General features: G+C 41.1%; 11 protein-coding genes. 10 read left to right on the plus strand and 1 reads right to left on the minus strand.

Annotated elements, in window-relative coordinates:
- The first annotated feature begins 277 nt into the window (after positions 1-277).
- The 3 genes from HY064_01615 (at position 278) to HY064_01625 (ending at position 6,829) form a co-directional block, all read left to right on the plus strand.
- Positions 278-4,714: a T9SS type A sorting domain-containing protein gene (locus HY064_01615; protein ID MBI3509333.1), complete on the plus strand. Its 4,437-nt coding sequence runs from the start codon at positions 278-280 to the stop codon at positions 4,712-4,714.
- 57 nt (positions 4,715-4,771) lie between these two features.
- Complete coding sequence (locus HY064_01620; protein MBI3509334.1) at positions 4,772-5,737, plus strand: T9SS type A sorting domain-containing protein; 966 nt, start codon at positions 4,772-4,774, stop codon at positions 5,735-5,737.
- Between the two features lie 147 nt (positions 5,738-5,884).
- On the plus strand, positions 5,885-6,829 hold the full coding sequence (locus HY064_01625; protein ID MBI3509335.1) for a T9SS type A sorting domain-containing protein: 945 nt from the start codon (positions 5,885-5,887) through the stop codon (positions 6,827-6,829).
- 79 nt (positions 6,830-6,908) lie between these two features.
- On the opposite strand, the gene HY064_01630 is transcribed toward HY064_01625, so the two are convergent.
- On the minus strand, positions 6,909-9,077 hold the full coding sequence (locus tag HY064_01630) for a tetratricopeptide repeat protein (GenBank protein ID MBI3509336.1): 2,169 nt from the start codon (positions 9,075-9,077) through the stop codon (positions 6,909-6,911).
- Between the two features lie 188 nt (positions 9,078-9,265).
- Here HY064_01630 and HY064_01635 point away from each other — a divergent pair, with 188 nt between their 5' ends.
- The 7 genes from HY064_01635 (at position 9,266) to HY064_01665 (ending at position 17,414) form a co-directional block, all read left to right on the plus strand.
- Entirely contained in the window at positions 9,266-11,101 is a 1,836-nt protein-coding gene (locus HY064_01635) for a UbiD family decarboxylase (protein MBI3509337.1), read from the plus strand.
- Positions 11,102-11,303: 202 nt separating this feature from the next.
- Positions 11,304-13,649, plus strand: a complete 2,346-nt coding sequence (locus HY064_01640) for a M48 family metalloprotease (GenBank protein ID MBI3509338.1) — start codon at positions 11,304-11,306, stop codon at positions 13,647-13,649.
- A gap of 213 nt (positions 13,650-13,862) precedes the next feature.
- Positions 13,863-14,351: a hypothetical protein gene (locus HY064_01645; GenBank protein ID MBI3509339.1), complete on the plus strand. Its 489-nt coding sequence runs from the start codon at positions 13,863-13,865 to the stop codon at positions 14,349-14,351.
- Positions 14,352-14,519: 168 nt separating this feature from the next.
- On the plus strand, positions 14,520-15,458 hold the full coding sequence (locus HY064_01650) for a hypothetical protein (GenBank protein ID MBI3509340.1): 939 nt from the start codon (positions 14,520-14,522) through the stop codon (positions 15,456-15,458).
- A 487-nt stretch (positions 15,459-15,945) separates the two neighbouring features.
- The gene (locus HY064_01655; protein ID MBI3509341.1) at positions 15,946-16,530 is read left to right on the plus strand and encodes a hypothetical protein; all 585 of its coding nucleotides are present in this window, start codon (positions 15,946-15,948) and stop codon (positions 16,528-16,530) included.
- Positions 16,531-16,867: 337 nt separating this feature from the next.
- Positions 16,868-17,110, plus strand: a complete 243-nt coding sequence (locus HY064_01660; protein MBI3509342.1) for a DUF433 domain-containing protein — start codon at positions 16,868-16,870, stop codon at positions 17,108-17,110.
- Positions 17,094-17,414 carry a DUF5615 family PIN-like protein gene (locus HY064_01665; protein ID MBI3509343.1) on the plus strand — a complete coding sequence of 107 codons (321 nt, stop codon included), beginning with the start codon at positions 17,094-17,096 and terminating at the stop codon, positions 17,412-17,414. Before HY064_01660 ends, HY064_01665 begins: the two co-directional genes overlap by 17 nt.
- Positions 17,415-17,439: the final 25 nt, after the last annotated feature.

The raw sequence follows: 17,439 nt of genomic DNA on the forward strand, positions 1-17,439 counted from the left end.
CTGATTTTTTAATCAGGATGAAACAGTAACAAAGTTCTTCCGCTTTAAAACCGGAAATGTTTGGTAGTTGACGAGGATTTTTCTCACGTGGTCGGATCGCATTTTATTAGAATTCTCACAGGCATGAATAGCTTATGCTGTTTTTGTTTGCTTTCAATAATTAAAAATAAAACCAATGACCCTCAAACAAAACCGATCCCGAAAAATCAGAATACACACGTATTTATTCCTGCTTGCGACAATGTTATTGTCGCCGCGAGTGAATTTCGGGCAGACCATGTCTGTTCCTTCATCTTACATCACTCTCGGACAAAACGATTCATGTTTTGCATTTACGAGTTCAAATTCTGATAACTGGTTTAAGTTTACCGCTCCACTTTCAGCGCTTGAATTTGATCTGAGTAATACCACTTCTTCCGGTTTCGATAGCGTTGCCTTCTGGAAATCTACCGGGGGTGATATTACTTTCGTGAATTCAGGAGTGAAAACCGGCGATGAAAATACGTTAGTTGATACAGCATTATCTACCGACAGTATTTATTGGATTTATGTTCGCAAGGTTGGTACGGTAAGTTGTACGGCGAATAATTGTATTTCCTTCAAATCGTCTTTTATGGTTGTATTTTGCGGAACAGGATGTCCGTCGGTTTTGTATGATAGCACCAACACGTGCGAGTTAGTTTGTAATGGTGGCTTTGAGTATAATTATTTCAATCCAACGACTCTTAATAAACTTCTTTACGCTTGTCCCTGGCAAAGGCCTGCCTTTACAGGCACCATAATTTCCACTCCGGATTATTTTTCCAGTGACGGTGGAACTCCCGTTGATATTCCATCAAATAATTTTGGCTGGCAAAATTCGTACACAAGTAACAGCGCGTTAAGCGATAGCGGCTATGCGGGCATCCTGTGTTATTGGGGTGGCGATTCCAACAATCCTGCCGATCCTGATTATAGAGAATACGTATCGGAGCCGTTAATCTCCAATCTGCTTGCAGGAAAACAATACAAAATTTCTTTTCGTGTAAGTCTGGCCGATAAAGCTCAATGGGGTTCAAAAAATCTCGGAGCGTATCTTTCTTCTGGAATTCTAACGCAAAACAATGCGAACTTCATCAATGTCATACCACAAGTTGTAAATTCCTCATTCATTACTGATACAATGAATTGGGTTCTTATTAGTGGAACTTATACTGCAACAGGAACCGAATCATGGATTACAATTGGTCAATTTACTTCAGATGCGGGTTCCGTTACACATTTTCAGACCACAGGAGTAAACGGTTCATACTACTATATAGATGATGTTAGAATTGAACCGTATCCCGATTCGATTTTCGTTTCTGTAACTCCGAATCCGGTCTGTAACGGAGATACTGTTCGGTTGATCGCGCAAACAAATGTTGCTAACGCTTATTTTTTCACATGGCTCGCCGATCCCATTGCTACCGGAGGATTGCTGACGAATAATAACGATACTGTTTATGCGCTTCCGGGAGATACTGAAATTTATAAATCAATAATCCATCTTCCGAATTATTACGGGTGTACTATCAACGACACGACAAAACTGATTTGGCTTCCCGGCCCGAAAAATGTAAATGCCGGAACCAACCAAACGATTTGTCTCGGAAAATCTGCGACTCTTATGGGAACGCTGCAAGGAACATACAACACCACTTCCTGGGCGACGATGAACAATCAGATCATTTGTACAAATTGTACGACGACAGTCGTTAATCCTTCAATGACCACGCAGTATATTTTCACTGCCACAAATACTGTTACCGGATGCAGTGATACTGATCGTGTTTGGATCATTGTCAATCCGCTTCACCCAAGTATTATTCTTCCTGTCGGCGGAGCCACCACGTGTGCAGGGTGTTTGAACTTCACAACATCTCAAAGCTATTCTGCTTACAGTTGGTCTGCGAATACTTCTAACTCTTGTGACACTTGCAGCACGTTCCAGGTTTGTTACCCGCAGAATTTTAATCAGGTGAGTGCGCCGGTTTCTGTAAGTGTAACTGATTCTAACGGTTGTATGGGAAATGCTACGATTTATGTTCCCCCGTGCTGTGTATATAAAGGTTATCTCGATTCCACAATTTCAAATGACAGCACCTCGCATCTTCTGATTTCACATCCGGGATTACTTGTTTTTAATGTCGTAAATCAATCATGGGATGCAGTCAACAGAAATTTTTCTATCAACGGAGTTTTAGTCATTGATCAGAAAACAAGATTCATTGGCTGCGATATATGGATGGGGCCGAATGCAAAAATTATTATTCGTTCCGGAATAAGTTTTGAGCTTACCAAACAAGGGAACAGTGTTCATCCTACGCGGCTTTACGATGGATTGTGTGGGGAAATGTGGGATGGAATTTATGTTGACGGAACAAATCCTTTATCGGAACTGAAAGTGAATAAAGGAACGACGATTGAAGATGCAATGAATGCAATCGTTTCTACGCACGGCGGAAAATTCACTGTTGATGGAAGTAGTGGTCAGGTAAAATTGAATAAGAATTACATTGCTATTCTTATTCATCCTTATAATGGCACTCATCCGGGGACAATCCGCAACACAATAATTTCATGTGATAAAAATGGCCAGTCGGGAGCAACTGTCGGTGTGTCGAATAACAGCGCTTTTCTTGATTCACCATTCTCGGCTTCGGTTGGATACGCTGGAATTGTCATTGACACGGTGACGAATTTCACTATTGGTGATAGTACGCTTTACAGTTACCGCAATTTATTTGAGCGCACAACTTTCGGAGTTTACGCCGTACGATCAAATACGAATGTGTGGAATAATGATTTCCGTTATTTCACCGCGCCAACGCTCGCGCACGTTGCGCCTATTGGAGGAATCGCAGTTTATGCCACGAATACTTCGTTCGGAACATCAACTAATAAACTCACGGTGGGAAGAGCCGGTACAAAAAAAGCAGCGAATATTTTTAAGTGGAGCAGTTATGGCGTTGAAGCAACCGCAGGAATGAATTTGAGTTGCGAGCGTAACAGGTTTGATTCCTGTTACGTGATCAGCATTTATTCTTTGGCAGATTACAATCGCACCATACTTGTGAATCTTGATACACTGCACGATTGCACAGGAACGAATATCAGTTGCGTTCAAACCAACAACAGCACGATCACGATTTCCAACAACGTGATAAATGAAACGGCGAATCTCATTGCAAGTAATTTCGGGCAGACCGGAATTTATTGCGCGAACGCGATGGTCGCAACCACTCACCTTGCCATTCAAAACAACAGCATCAAAAAAATGCGAAATGGAATTTGGGTGAGCCGCGTGAACAATGCGAAGATCACTGACAACGGGCCTATTACTTTTATTGCCGGTCAACCGTATTCGGTGGCGCTGCCTGCAACAGGAATTCACATAGACCAATGCGTAAATGCGAAAGTGAGAAATAACAGGATCAAAAATACCGGGGCAGCAGTAAACACGAACAATACTATTTATGGAATTTATATTGAGAACTGCAAGAACGATACCATCACGCAGGATTCCTGCATCAATGTCGGAAGCGGAATTTTTCTCAAGGGTTCAGATAATCCTTCCTTACTTGCCTGTAACAAACTGAAAAATTGTTTCTACGGAATTAATTTCGGCAGAGTTGGCATCATCGACAATCCTGTTTCATTGAACGATCAGATCCTTTTTGGAACTTCTCAAATTCCAACTTCAACAGGAAATGTTTGGACAGCTTCAATTCAAACTGATCTTGGTGGAAAAATTCAACAGATAAATGGAAATGGAATTCATTGGTATTACAATCCAACCAGCCCTACTTTTGGTCAAGTGGTTTTGGGTAGTTTTTATAATAGTAATACAAGTGTAGGTGGTGTTGATCAATGCAGCAGTTTCCTTGCACCGGCTCCTGTTGGAAATATTGCATTGAGAGATTATTTGCTTTCAGGCATCTGCAAAAATCCGAGAACTTACGACACATTATCGGATGCCTACATTTATGATGCGCAGGTTTTCGCATACAGAATGCTTCATGATAATCCAGCGTGGCTTTCATTGGGAACAAGCGACGATGTTTACTATCAGAATTTCATGAACACCATGTTTAAATCAAACATCGAATATCTTGCTTATGCTGAAGATGCAATAGCTGCCGAAGATTATTCAACTGCGGATGCTTATGTTGCAGCAGTACAAAGTTACGATCCGCAAACGCTGAGCATATTTGATCGCAACCGCGCAACTGTGATGCGTGTGTTTCTCAATACCTGGGCGAATGACGATTTCAATTTGTCTGACGCAGATCAAGGCACGCTTTATAACATTGCGAAACAGGGAATGATTTCCGGTGGAATGGGTGTAACTGATGCAAGAAATATGTTGGAAATAGAAATTCACGACAGCAGTAATGTTCGTGTTGCTTATCAACCGATTGAAAATTCTCAGGAAATAGCCGTAAGTCATGTGTTTCCGAATCCTACAACAGGAAAGTTTTCTTTTAACCTTGACCTTCCTGATGGACAAGACGGGCAAATGAATCTGTATGATCTCACAGGAAGGAGAGTCGCGGCATGGCAATTGGTAGGTGGCATTAGAACTTACACGTTTGATGCATCAAATCTGCCAAGCGGAACGTATATCTATTCCGTGATTTGTAACGGCGTTGCTATTTCAACAGGCCGATTGGTGATAATAAGACAAGAGTAAAACAGAGTCCCGCCCTTTTCATTTTGAGAAAAGGGCGGAATTTCTTAAATTTATTAAATGAGAAAAGTTTTACTTGTTTGTTTTTTATTCTCTGCATCCGTTATGAATGCGCAGATGAATCTTGTTCCAAATGGAGATTTTGAGGATTCGGTAATCTGTACAATGAGTAGCGGAGTAATGCCCGCTAACTGGTATCCTCCTTCATTTGGAAGTCCTGATTATTATGGCATTTATACTACGATAGCAGGTTGCACGTTGGCGAATACATTTTGGGGGGGGGGGGGGATTCCTTTTGGCTATGGTTATCAGTGGCCACACTCAGGAACTCATTACGCAGGCTTTAATTCAGGAATGAACGGACGAGAATACATGGCTGTCAAACTTGCAGATAGTTTGATGCCCGGAAAAAAATACTGTTTGGAATTTTACGTTTCATTGACTGAAAATTCGCAGATGTCAAGCGATGGCTTAGGAATTAGTCTTAGTAATGATTCGATTCATTATTATCAGTATGGAGCAAGTCCTGTCCCAGGTTTAGTTTTTACCGCTGGCAATCCAACAGGAAATCAGTTGGCTGATACTACAAATTGGATGATGGTTAGAGACAGTTTTATTGCTGTTGGGGGAGAAAAGTATCTCATGTTCGGCAATATTAGATCAGATGCCCAAACCACTTTTGCTCCAACTGGAGTGACATCAGGAAATCCTTGCTACTACTACGTTGATGACATTTCTTTGTTCTTCTGCGATTCTATTGACAGCGTTGTAGAACCTGTTTATTCTTCCTTCACTTTATTTCCGAATCCGTCTTCAGGCAATTTTCAGTTGACCGGAAATTTTCCCGCGGATGCAGTGTTTCATGTTTATGATTTGTTGGGGCAAGAAGTTTCTGAACCTGTTGAAATGCCAGAAGGAAATAAATCGGTTTCTGTTTCATTAAATCTTGCAGATGGAATTTATTTTTACAGAATTATTTCGGGGAAAGAGATTTTGCATGAGGAGAAAATCGTGATCGTGAAATAATATTTTTCGGGTTCATTTTTTTAGAAAATCTCGGGACGGTTACTAGAAACGAATCGGCTCATCATTATCAGACAGGAATAAATGAATATCCCGCCTTTGTTCTAAAACGAAGTCGAAGAATGAGGGCAGATTTCTTAAATTTATTAAATGAGAAAAGTTTTACTTGTTTGTTTTTTATTCTCTGCATCCGTTATGAATGCGCAGATGAATCTTGTACCTAACGGAGATTTTGAAACTCTAAGTAGTTGTCCTAATAATCAAGGAGAGTTGAATTTTGCAACACCGTGGTTTCAACCAGGGGGGTCCTCGCCTGATCTATATAATACTTGTGCACTTGTGAACTCAATGGCCATCCCACAAAATTGGACGGGGTTCCAAATGCCTCATTCTGGAAATGGATATGCGGGCTTCGCTGCTTTTGCTTATAACTATGGTGATAATGTGAGAGAGTATATTGAAGTAAAATTGAGTGATACATTGGTGCAGGGAAAAAATTATTGCATTGAATTTTATATATCATTTGCAGATAGCTCTTTTTGGGCTGTTAATAGAGTTGGCGCATTATTATCCACACAACAGATAACTCAGACTCTCAATGACACAATTACTGCAACGCCGCAAATTGAGTATTCTTCAGTGACAGTCATACAAGACACAGTCAACTGGATAAGAATTTCAGGAATTTATTTATCGGGGGGAGGAGAAAAATATCTCACGATAGGTAATTTTTATCCGGATGATCAAACAGATACTTTGGGTAATTTGGGACCTAATCATTGGTGTTACTTTTATATAGATGATGTATCGGTTATTGATTGTGGCTGGTCAGGAATTCAATTTTATTCTTCTGAATTATTCAATATTTCACCCAATCCCTCCAATGGAAATTTTCAGCTTTCTGGTGTTTTTCCGTCACAGTCAGAAATTCATTTTTATAATCTGCTCGGAGAGGAAGTTGAAAAAACTATTTCTATTCCCGAAGGGAATCAAACCATTCCTTTGGAATTAAATCTTGCAGATGGAATTTATTTTTACAGAATTATTTCGGGGAAAGAGATTTTGCATGAGGAGAAGATTGTGATTGTGAAATAATACAACCTCGTCTTTTACATTTTTTTGATTGAAGCGATGCAGGAACTGCGATTATAAAAAAATCTGCGGGAGAGAATGATCACACCCTCACTCCCACTACACAAACATCATCCACCTGCTCCGCGCTTCCTTTCCATTCGAGAAAAGCGTTCTCTATTTTCTCTCCCTGTTCTTTCATTGGTAAACCACTCACGGAAACCAGCAACTGTCCGAATTTTTTTGCGAGAAATTTCTTCCCCGTTTTCTCACCGAACTGGTCGGCGTAACCATCGGAAGATATCCAGCATTCGAAATTTTCTTCCATTTTAATTTCATGTTGCTCGAATGGAGGCCCATCCGTCTTTTTTTCGCCGGCTATGGAATAACGATCGCCGCGAATGGAATGAAATCCGTTTTTATCAGAATAATAGAACGGGCGTGACGCCCCGGAAAATAATATTGTCCCCGCTTTTTTATCGATGCACACCAGCGCAACGTCCATTCCATCGCGCGTGTCGCGCGCACTTGCATCCTTGTTCAGCGAATTGATCACGAGCACATGAAGCTTCCCGAGAATATCAGACGGATCATGCATTTCATTTTCCTCGATGATCTTATTCAGCATGTTCAATCCAACTACGGAAACCAATGCACCCGGAACTCCGTGCCCTGTGCAATCGGCAACAGCCACATAAATTCTTTCTGCTTTTTTTGCCATCCAGTAAAAATCGCCGCTCACAATATCTCTCGGGCGATTGAAAATAAAATAGTCGCTGCAGTTTTCTTTCAGAATTTTTTCATCGGGAAGAACGGATTGCTGTATCCTGCGCGCGTACGTGATGCTGTCGGTGATATCTTTATTTTTTTCTGCGATGATCTTATTCTGCCCGGCGAGCATTTTATTCGTTTTCTTTTTCTGCCTGTTGCTCCGCAGCACGATAAGGATCACGAACAAAAGCAGCAAAGATCCTGCAGTGAGCCCGTAATTGAAAACTTTTTCTTTCTCTTTGTCCTTCTGCAATAATTCCTGTTCCTTCTGCAACATATCGATCGTGCTTTGTTTTTTTGTCGATTCATATTTCACTTCCAGTTCATCTACCTGGCGCATGCTTTCACTTTTATAAACGGAATCATTAAGCGAAACCCGTTCGCGGAGCGTATTCAGTGCATCTTTATATCGTCCTGCATTTTCGTAGATGTCAACATAAGCACCAAGAATAGAAAGACGAAAACCGGGAACAGAAAACGCATTGTTTATTTTTTTCGCGTCTTCCATCAACGCGAGCGCAGAATCATTTTTGCCGGCGAGACTTAACCCTGTTGCAAAATTGCAGGTGAAATCAAGTTTGTGGTCATCGTCGATGTAAGCGGAAAGATCCATTGACTTCCTGTAAAACTCAAGCGCCTTTGCTGCATTTTTCTGGGCGTAGTAAACATTGCCGATATTATTAAAACATTCCGCCATTCCCGCTGAATCGTTCAACTCTTCTCTTATTTTCAATGACCGATCGTAGGAGTAAACTGCGCTGTCGAATTTCTGCAATTCATAATACGCAATGCCCATACTGTTCACATTACCTGCCTGCATCCTGAGATTTCCTGTTTCCGTTTCCAACAAATCTACTTTCATAAAAAACTCCAGCGCTTTTTCCGGTTTGTTCATGTCGATGTAGGTGTTGCCGATATTCACAAGCGTATTCGCAATTGAATTTTTATTTCCTTCTTTTTCCTTCAATGGTAATGCACGAAAATAATATTCCAGCGATTTTTTGTACTCCCCTTTCGCTTCGTAAATGGAACCGAGATTGCTCATCGTGGCAGCCATGCCGGATGAATCATGCAACTCTTCACGGATAAACAATGCGTCATTGTAATCATCGAGCGCATCCGATAATTTATTTTTCATTTTCGCCACGCTTCCGAGATTGTTGAGCACATTCCCCTGCAGAAAACGAAGGTTCGATGATTTGGCCAGCTTCAATGCATCATAAAAATATTTCTGCGCCGAATCTGCATCTCCATTAACGACGAGGAAAACATTCCCGACAGAAACAAGCGCCATCCCTTTTTTGTAATCATCATCAACGCGTGCAGAGAGAGTCATTGCTTCCCGCGCATACTTCATGCTTTTTTCACCATCGAGGTTCAATTCGAATTTTGCCAGTGAAAGAAGGCGTGTAAGACGTAAAGAATCGTCCGACTTCTGCGCGAGCAGCTTCTCAAGACTGTCGGCTTTGTTTTTCTGCGCATCAAGAGTGATGGCAGCCAATAACAAAATGAAAAAAAATAAGTGGCGTAACATTGGAACGATGTTTCAAAATTAGAATAAATATGATGAGGGCTAATGAAGAATTGCAGTGCGATAGCGGCTCCGTTTGATAGTATTCTTCATCCCGCAGGGGCTCTCGATACAAACTGAACTACAATTCTCCATGCCTAAAAAGATAACTTTGTCTCATGTTTTATTCCTCGCTGGAAGATTGCCTCAATGACCTGGAAAAACACGGGCACCTGGTGCGTGTGAAAGAAGAAGTGGATCCTCATCTCGAAATGGCCGCCATTCATCTGCGCGTGCATGCAGCGGGAGGGCCGGCATTGCTTTTTGAAAATGTGAAAGGAACAAAGTTCCGCGCTGCCTCCAATATTTTCGGAACGAAAGAACGTGTAGAATTTATTTTCCGAGGAACAATGGATAAAGTAAAAGAACTGATCCGCCTGCGGAAAGATCCGATGGAAGCGCTGCGGCATCCGTTCAGAAATATAAGCGCAGGATTTTCTGCAATGAAAGCGGTCCCTGAAAAAACAAATTCACTTCCTTCTCTTTACCACGAAATAAAAATTTCCGATCTGCCGCAGATCAAACACTGGCCGCAAGACGGAGGAGCGTTCATCACGCTGCCGATCGTTTACACCGAAGACATAGATCAGCCCGGCATTATGCATTCGAATGTGGGCATGTACAGAATTCAATTGAGTGGAAACGAATATTTGCAGGACAAAGAAGTGGGTTTGCATTATCAATTGCATCGCGGTATTGGCGTTCACCAGTCGAAATGCAATGCGAAAGGAATTCCGATGAAAGTTTCTGTGTTCGCAGGTGGCCCGCCTTCGCTTTCATTTGCTGCCGTGATGCCTTTGCCCGAAGGAATTTCTGAACTGACTTTTGCGGGAGTACTCGGCGGAAGAAAAGTCCGCTATGGAATGAAAGATGATTTTACAATTCTTGGCGACGTGGATTTTGTGATCACCGGGGAGGTTTACACCGGAGAAAATAAAAACGAAGGCCCGTTCGGCGATCACTTCGGTTATTACAGCATGAAGCATCCTTTCCCCGTGATGCGCGTGCATAAAGTGTGGCACAAAAAAAATGCGATCTGGCCATTCACCGTTGTGGGCCGTCCGCCGCAGGAAGACACGCTATTCGGCATGCTCGTGCATGAGCTCGCGGGTAATGCGCTCGCAGATGAAATTCCCGGATTGCATTCGGTGAATGCCGTGGATGCTGCCGGTGTTCATCCCCTGCTCCTTGCTTTGGGAAGTGAACGTTACACGCCTTACCTCAAAGAAAAAATTCCTTCAGAAATTCTCACCATCGCCAATCACATTCTCGGAAGCGGGCAACTTTCATTAGCAAAATATCTTTTTATCACAGCGAAAGAGGAGGATAAAAATATTGACACAAAAAATATTCCTGCCTTTTTCCGCCATGTGCTGGAGCGCACCGATCTCACACGCGACATACATTTTCACACGCACACGAGCATTGACACACTCGACTACAGCGGAACAGGACTGAATACCGGATCGAAAGTAGTTCTTGCCGCTGCGGGGGAAAAAAGAAGAACGCTCAGTGAAAATATTCCATCGTTGAATTTACCCGTTGGATTTACTGAAATGAAATTGATCCTTCCCGGAATTATCTGCTTGCAAAGCCCTCCGCATTCCGGAAATGAAAATGCAGAAAAAGAAATTTCAGGCCTTGCTTCGGCGCTTTCTTCGCAGAAAGAAAAACTTTCCGGCGTGATGATGATCGTGCTGTGCGATAATGTGAATTTCACAACGGCTTCACTGAACAACTGGCTATGGGCCACTTTCACGAAGAGTAATCCATCGCACGACATTTACGGCGTTGATTCGTTCACCGAACATAAACACTGGGGTTGCCGCGGGCCACTTATCATTGATTCCCGCACAAAAAAACACCATGCACCCGCACTTGAAAAAGATCCTGCAATAGAAAAGAAAATTGAACGTTTATTTGTGGAAGGCGGATCGCTGAAAAAATTCGCCTGATACGGTAAATGCATTATGAAAAATGTGGCTTCGGTGCATCCTGTAGAGTCCACCGATTAATCGGTGGGCTATGAATCAGATCTTATGAAAATAATTTTAAGTTGGCGTCTTAATAATTCACAACAACAATGGCCGACGTATAACTATTTCCCTCGTTCTTCGTTCAATTCATTAACTTAGGTACTTCATAAAACGCTCCCCCATGCGCAGATTTGCTCTCTCCATCATGATCGTGTTGTCGGCTTACGTGTCGAACGCGCAGAACATTCTTCCATTACAGCCAAACGGGCCCATTCCTGTTTTTTATCGTTGTGCCAGCCATACACTCGTCGATCAGCAGATCGCGCAGCGTAAAGCGAATGGCGATCCGCCAACAGAAATGGAACAGGAATTCATGCGGGAGATGAGTTATTATTCGCAGCAAAGATTTTTCTCCGGCTTCGTGCTTTACAATGATTCACTCAGCAATTATGTACAGAAAGTTGGCGATGAAGTGCTGAAGAATGATTCGGTAACCAGGAGCCAGCTTCACTTTTACGTTTACAAATCTGCCGATCCGAATGCCTACACTTCTGCAACCGGAACTATTCTTATTACAGTAGGGCTTCTCGCGCAATTGGAGAACGAAGCGCAACTTGCTTTTATTCTTTGCCACGAGATCACGCACTATCGCAATGAACACATGCTGAAAGGTTATCTCAATCGCGAAGAATTAAAAAACAAAGACAACACTCCTTATTATCTCCTGCAGAGTTCCGCACTTTCTTATAATCAGGAACAGGAACTGGAAGCCGACATGCAGGGATTTCAATTGTTCATGCAATCGTCTTACAGTAAAAAAGAAGCGCTCCGTTCTTTCGATGTACTCGAGTATGCGAATTTTCCATTCGATGATGTTCCGTTCGACACCACGTTCTTCAACATGGATTACATAAAAATTCCTGCCGGCTATTATGAAAAAAATGTAGACCCGATCTACACCGATGATAATTACAACGACGTGGGAAGCACGCACCCGAATGTGCGCAAGCGCAGGATGGCGCTCATGACCGTGCTTGACACAGTGAAAAATAAAGACGGAAAACTTTTTGTTGTTTCTAAAAATGAATTTCTCTCTACGCGCGAACTTTCCCGTTACGAGATCTGCCGCCTTTATCTCGAGGATCGCGATTATCCGAATGCGATCTACGCTTCTTACATGATGCTGCAGAAACATCCAGATGATATTTATTTCAAAAAAATAATCGGGCGTTCACTTTACAATCTTGCAGCTTACGAGCAAAGCGGAAAATCAACTTACAATCCGTATGACTGGTGGGGCGGATTATTCGGCGAATCGTATGGCGGAAAATATTCTGCGCTGCTCCGCGCCGGTTACTACGGAATTCCGGATACCAAAGATTATCCCGGCGAACAGCAGCAACTCTACAGTTTATTCCACGCAATGGATCCGGATGAACTCACTTGCCTGGCGCTCGCCTACAACTGGAAAATTCATCGCGCCGATATGGGCGATTCACTGCAGCTTACGCTATGCGACAGTTTATTTTCCATGCTCGTGAATAATCAGAATCTTCATTACTCTTATTTTTCGAAGATCACTCCCGAAGAAGCGAAAGGACAATTGAAACAAGATTCGCTCGACCGCGCGCAGGAAACCGGTGAAACGGGCGATTCGAAATTCTCCCGTCTTGATAAATTCAAACTCTCTTCTGAAAAAGAAAAATTCACCAAGTTCGCTTTCGTGGAATTGCTGAAAGATTCTGATTTCGTGCATCGCTTCGAATATTATACCGATCACCGGCGGGCGCTCGTAGATTATGTAGATCCCGATTCTTATGACACGCCTTCGAAGAAAGAACAGAAAAAAGAAGACGCCGATGAAAAATTGTACGGTTATGGAATCAACCGCGTCATTGTTGCCGGCCCCGATTTTGAAGAGTATCACCAGAAAGATCGTGACGATGATCCCGAACAGGATTTTACGTTGAGCGAGAACGGGCAAACGAATATGACGAATGTGATCAATACCGCAGCGACGGATAATGGGGTGCAGGCGGTGGTGTTGAATCCGTTTACGATGGATTCTGTAAATGGCGATCAGTTCGATGATCTTGCGATGCTCAATGAATGGTTCTATGAAAAACTTGAGCACGGCGATAATAATTATGCGTGGACAGTGAACAACCAGGCGCAGGCCGACAGCATTTCGAAAAAATACAACACGCGTTATGTGATGTTCACTGCTGTAGAAACAAATTATTACAAACGAATTCAGCATCCGTTCTGGTACGGCGTTTCCTGCCTGGCAATTGTTCCGGCAGTACGCGCATTTATTCCGCGGAATAAATATTATTATGATGTGGCTTTACTCGATCTTAAAACGGGAGAAGTAATTTATGTTGATCACCAGGCGGAGACAAAAGGAAAAGAGAAAGAAGTGACGGCTAATTATTACAACAAACTTTTTGCAAAAATGGTGAAGCCGAAAAAACCGGTGGAGAAAAAGAAAACAAGCGAGGAAGCGGAAAAAGAAAGAGGGATGTAGTTTTGGATTTGGGGTTTTAGATTTTGGGTTTTGAAATTCAGTTTATTTTTCTCTAAGATCATCAGTCCGATTGAAAAACTGAAGTTGAATAAATGAAAAACAAGACCCAATTTTCGAAAATCAAAACCGTGGTTATCCTATCAATTGAAGGATTTATTAAAGGGTTTTGGGTCAAAAAACCGGGGATATAAACGAGTTAGGCGTAAGTTTAAAATGACAACCAGACAATTAAATAATATTTCGACACTGAGAACTCTAAACAAGTTCACTAACGAATATTATTTGGAAATCGCTATAGATGGAAAATCGTTAGACGTAATTCTCAATGAGACTTACCCCGAAGACAATATGCTTGGACTTGTTCCTACTCTGCTTCATTGGTTGGAAAATGAGAATGAGCGTAAAGTGACTTGGGACAAAATAATTCCTCAAGACAACGATACTGTTATTTCACCAATATTAATGTGTTCAGACGACCTGGACTTTTGGTGTACAATTATAGTTGCTGAGTCAAAATGCATTGACGATAAAATAATTTGGTGGAGGCTAGGTTCAGACGACTCAGAAAGAGGCTTTCATCCGGAAACCGTAGGTCAAAAAGTAAACTGGTTTGACAAAATTGGACCATTCGTTTTTGACAAGCAACAGTTTATAGACTGCGTTAACCAATTTAGACAAGAGTTAGAAAAAACCAACGCCTAACACGGGGCAATTGCGTCAGCGGGCGGACGAGGGAATAAAAACATTGAGCAATAAATAAACTTGGGTGCGTTTAGACAGGTGAAGCTCCGAAAGCCCGCCGAACGCAAGCCCCGAAACCGTTAGCAGTAATTTTTATTAATATAATATCTATTCAAAAACTTATCCGGAGTGAAGAACATTGAGGAGAAATTTAAGAATTCAACGCAGCAAAATTTTGATGCTGTTCAGAAAACATTCGCTCAACTGCTACAAAGTATGCGTGTTGCTTCCAACAATGGCTATCGGAATATTTTTAATTCAAACAGCTGGGGATCTAATTATCACAAGTTGACAATTGAAGAATTGTTCTTTATGAACATGTCTGACACAGAAATCTTAACAATCTTAAATATTTCTATTTACAATTCCGTTATCAAAAAGGATTACAGCATTCTTTTAGATGGCATTTTTACTTATTCTAGATTAAGATTTTTTAGCCGAGCCTATCTTTCTGGAACAAATGATTGGACGGCTGTCGAGAGTTTAATTGTAGGCGATAAAGAATTACTGTCTTTAAATTACCCGAAAACTTTGACTTTGGAAAATGATAACTATGACCACTTTTATTTAATCAGCCGAAATCTATTGAGGACAATATTATTTAATAAAGATTGGAAAACGCAAACTCTTCAGCAATATTCAGAGCTATCAAATACAGTTTCTGGAAAATTTGATATTTCATTTTTAAATTATTTGTACGGCTTATTAACATATAATCATGCACTTTGTAAGACTTCATTTGAACAAATGGAACAATTATACAATAAATGTCAATGGTTAGGCAGAGGTTGGTATCGTCAGGCTGACTTAACAAAACAATTACCAATATTTTTACTAGGTGCTATTCAATTAATAAAATACACAGACTCAAATTTTGAGGTTAACATAAAGAACGACTGGTTAAAAAATGCAGAAGAATTTATTCGTGAAAATAAAAATTATAAACCAAAACTTGCTTTCGAATTTGTCGATGAACTAAACTTTCTGAATGAAATTTTGACTGCCAGCTTCACCTCATTTTATTCACAATACAGGTATAAAATTGTAACTGAAATAAAAAACAACTGATAACAGCGGTGATCGTTGCCCGCCCCGGTTTGGGTCGGGCAGGCACAACTTCCCTTTTCAAAAAATAATTCTCCTATTCTGCTGAATATTGCGTCTCGCCCCCGCTCCACAAAAGTTCACAACACAATTTTTTCTGTTAATGACAAACGGAAAATATTTTCCAGCGAAAAACAATGTTCATAATGAACAAAAAAATGTTCATCGTCTTCTGAATTCCATTTCTCCTCATCTCCATCGCCACCACTTTTATTTTTCTCTCGTGGTAGTTCATATATTTTTTGAGATTGTACGCAATTACGGCGCCAATCATGAACTTGTTCGCGTTTTTAATTCCTCTGTAGTGGTAGCTTGACAGATGGTGCTTCGAAAGCCCCGCCTTCGGCAAGCTGCAAAACGTTAGCGGCAAGCATGCGACAACTGCAAGATGATGACTATCATCACAACCTATGACCAATATCAATTTTGATATTTCTTATTCTAATTACTATTGGAACTATATCTAATATATTATGACAATGAATTAATTACAAAAAACTTTTTACTAAAAATATTTATTACTGCTATTCTTTTCTTTCCGCTTTTTGTTTGGAGCCAGGAAGCACCCAATAAAGGTGTAAAAGCTGGTTGGGCAATGAATATTGGTGCGGGGGTTATGTTTGGAGGAAACCTCGGAATTCAAATTGAAAATCAAATTCTTTTAAAAGAAAAACTTCGGCTTTCTCCTTTTGTTTCAGCTGGAGTTGGAGAAGGTGGAACTGATCCCATCACCTCTAAAAAATATTATTGGTTCGGATACGCTGCTGGTGCAAATCTTGAATATGGAAAAAAACACAGGATAATTTTAGGCTCTCATTTTGTAGGGAATAATCTTATTGAAAATTCTAATGCAGTAAAAAAGAATTTCTTTGGTGGACTTTCGTTTATTCTTGGCTATAAAGGGACTGCCGATTTTGGTTTGATATGGCAAGTATATATCGGAGATCTTTATTCGCCTGATGATGATCCCTTTTCAGCCAATAAAAAATACGAGCATAGATCTCAGGTTGGGATTGGGCTCGGTTACAAATTTTAGCTCTAAGCGACCAAGACAAATTTATATAGACAAGAATGCCAGCCACTAACAGCAGTGGCCGTTGCCCGCCCCGGTTTGGGTCGGGCAGGCCCGCCCCGGTTTGGGGCGGGCAGGCACAACTTCCCTTTTCAAAAAATAATTCTCCTATTCGCCCGAATAGCGCAACTCATTCCCGCTCCAGAAAAGTTCACAACACAATTTTTTCTGTTAATGGCAAACGGAAAATATTTTTATATAAAGCAAGAAAAATCTCCCCATTCTCATATTCAAACAGCTAATCGAATTCAAAGTGAGACCGGCACTTTGATTCGTTGTTTCGTTTTCGTAAATTTATATCATGAAAAACATAAAAGATTTCATTACTATTGACCCGGAGACGATGGGAGGTCAACCTGTTTTTAAAGGTACTCGTGTCCCGATTGAAACACTTTTCGATCATCTTGAAGAGGGAGTTTCGCTTGATGAATTCCTCGCTGATTTTGATACGGTCTCAAAAGACCAGGCTATTGCGGTTATGGAAATCGCAAGTAAGTTACTTTCCTCTTCCAAAATCAGTGAACTATATGCTTCTGTTGCTTGACGAAAATCTTCCAAAGAAACTCAAGAATGATTTTCCAGGTCATGAAGTTTTTTCGATAAAAGAACACGGGTGGAACGGTTTGAAAAATGGCATTCTCATGCAAAAACTTATTGAAAACAAATTCTCAGCTTTAATCACCTTCGATAAGAATCTTCAGCACCAACAAAATTTCAAGAAGTATCCAATTACTGTATTTGTTCTTAGCGCACGAATCAATAAGTATTCTGTACTAACGAAATTGTCTCCTCAAATTCTCGACCATCTTAGTCGACCTTTATTGCCTGGCCCGGTTGAAATAAAATAAGTTGTTTTCTCCTGACACCAGTGAC

It is taken from the genome of Bacteroidota bacterium, from assembly GCA_016194975.1.
Lineage (GTDB): Bacteria > Bacteroidota > Bacteroidia > Palsa-965 > Palsa-965.

Excerpts from the sequence above, each read along its gene's own strand:
- HY064_01615 (MBI3509333.1), top strand. The coding sequence starts at position 278 with ATGTCTGTTCCTTCATCTTACATCACTCTCGGACAAAACGATTCATGT.
- HY064_01620 (MBI3509334.1), top strand. The coding sequence starts at position 4,772 with ATGAGAAAAGTTTTACTTGTTTGTTTTTTATTCTCTGCATCCGTTATG.
- HY064_01625 (MBI3509335.1), top strand. The coding sequence starts at position 5,885 with ATGAGAAAAGTTTTACTTGTTTGTTTTTTATTCTCTGCATCCGTTATG.
- HY064_01635 (MBI3509337.1), top strand. The coding sequence starts at position 9,266 with ATGTTTTATTCCTCGCTGGAAGATTGCCTCAATGACCTGGAAAAACAC.
- HY064_01640 (MBI3509338.1), top strand. The coding sequence starts at position 11,304 with ATGCGCAGATTTGCTCTCTCCATCATGATCGTGTTGTCGGCTTACGTG.
- HY064_01645 (MBI3509339.1), top strand. The coding sequence starts at position 13,863 with ATGACAACCAGACAATTAAATAATATTTCGACACTGAGAACTCTAAAC.
- HY064_01660 (MBI3509342.1), top strand. The coding sequence starts at position 16,868 with ATGAAAAACATAAAAGATTTCATTACTATTGACCCGGAGACGATGGGA.
- HY064_01665 (MBI3509343.1), top strand. The coding sequence starts at position 17,094 with ATGCTTCTGTTGCTTGACGAAAATCTTCCAAAGAAACTCAAGAATGAT.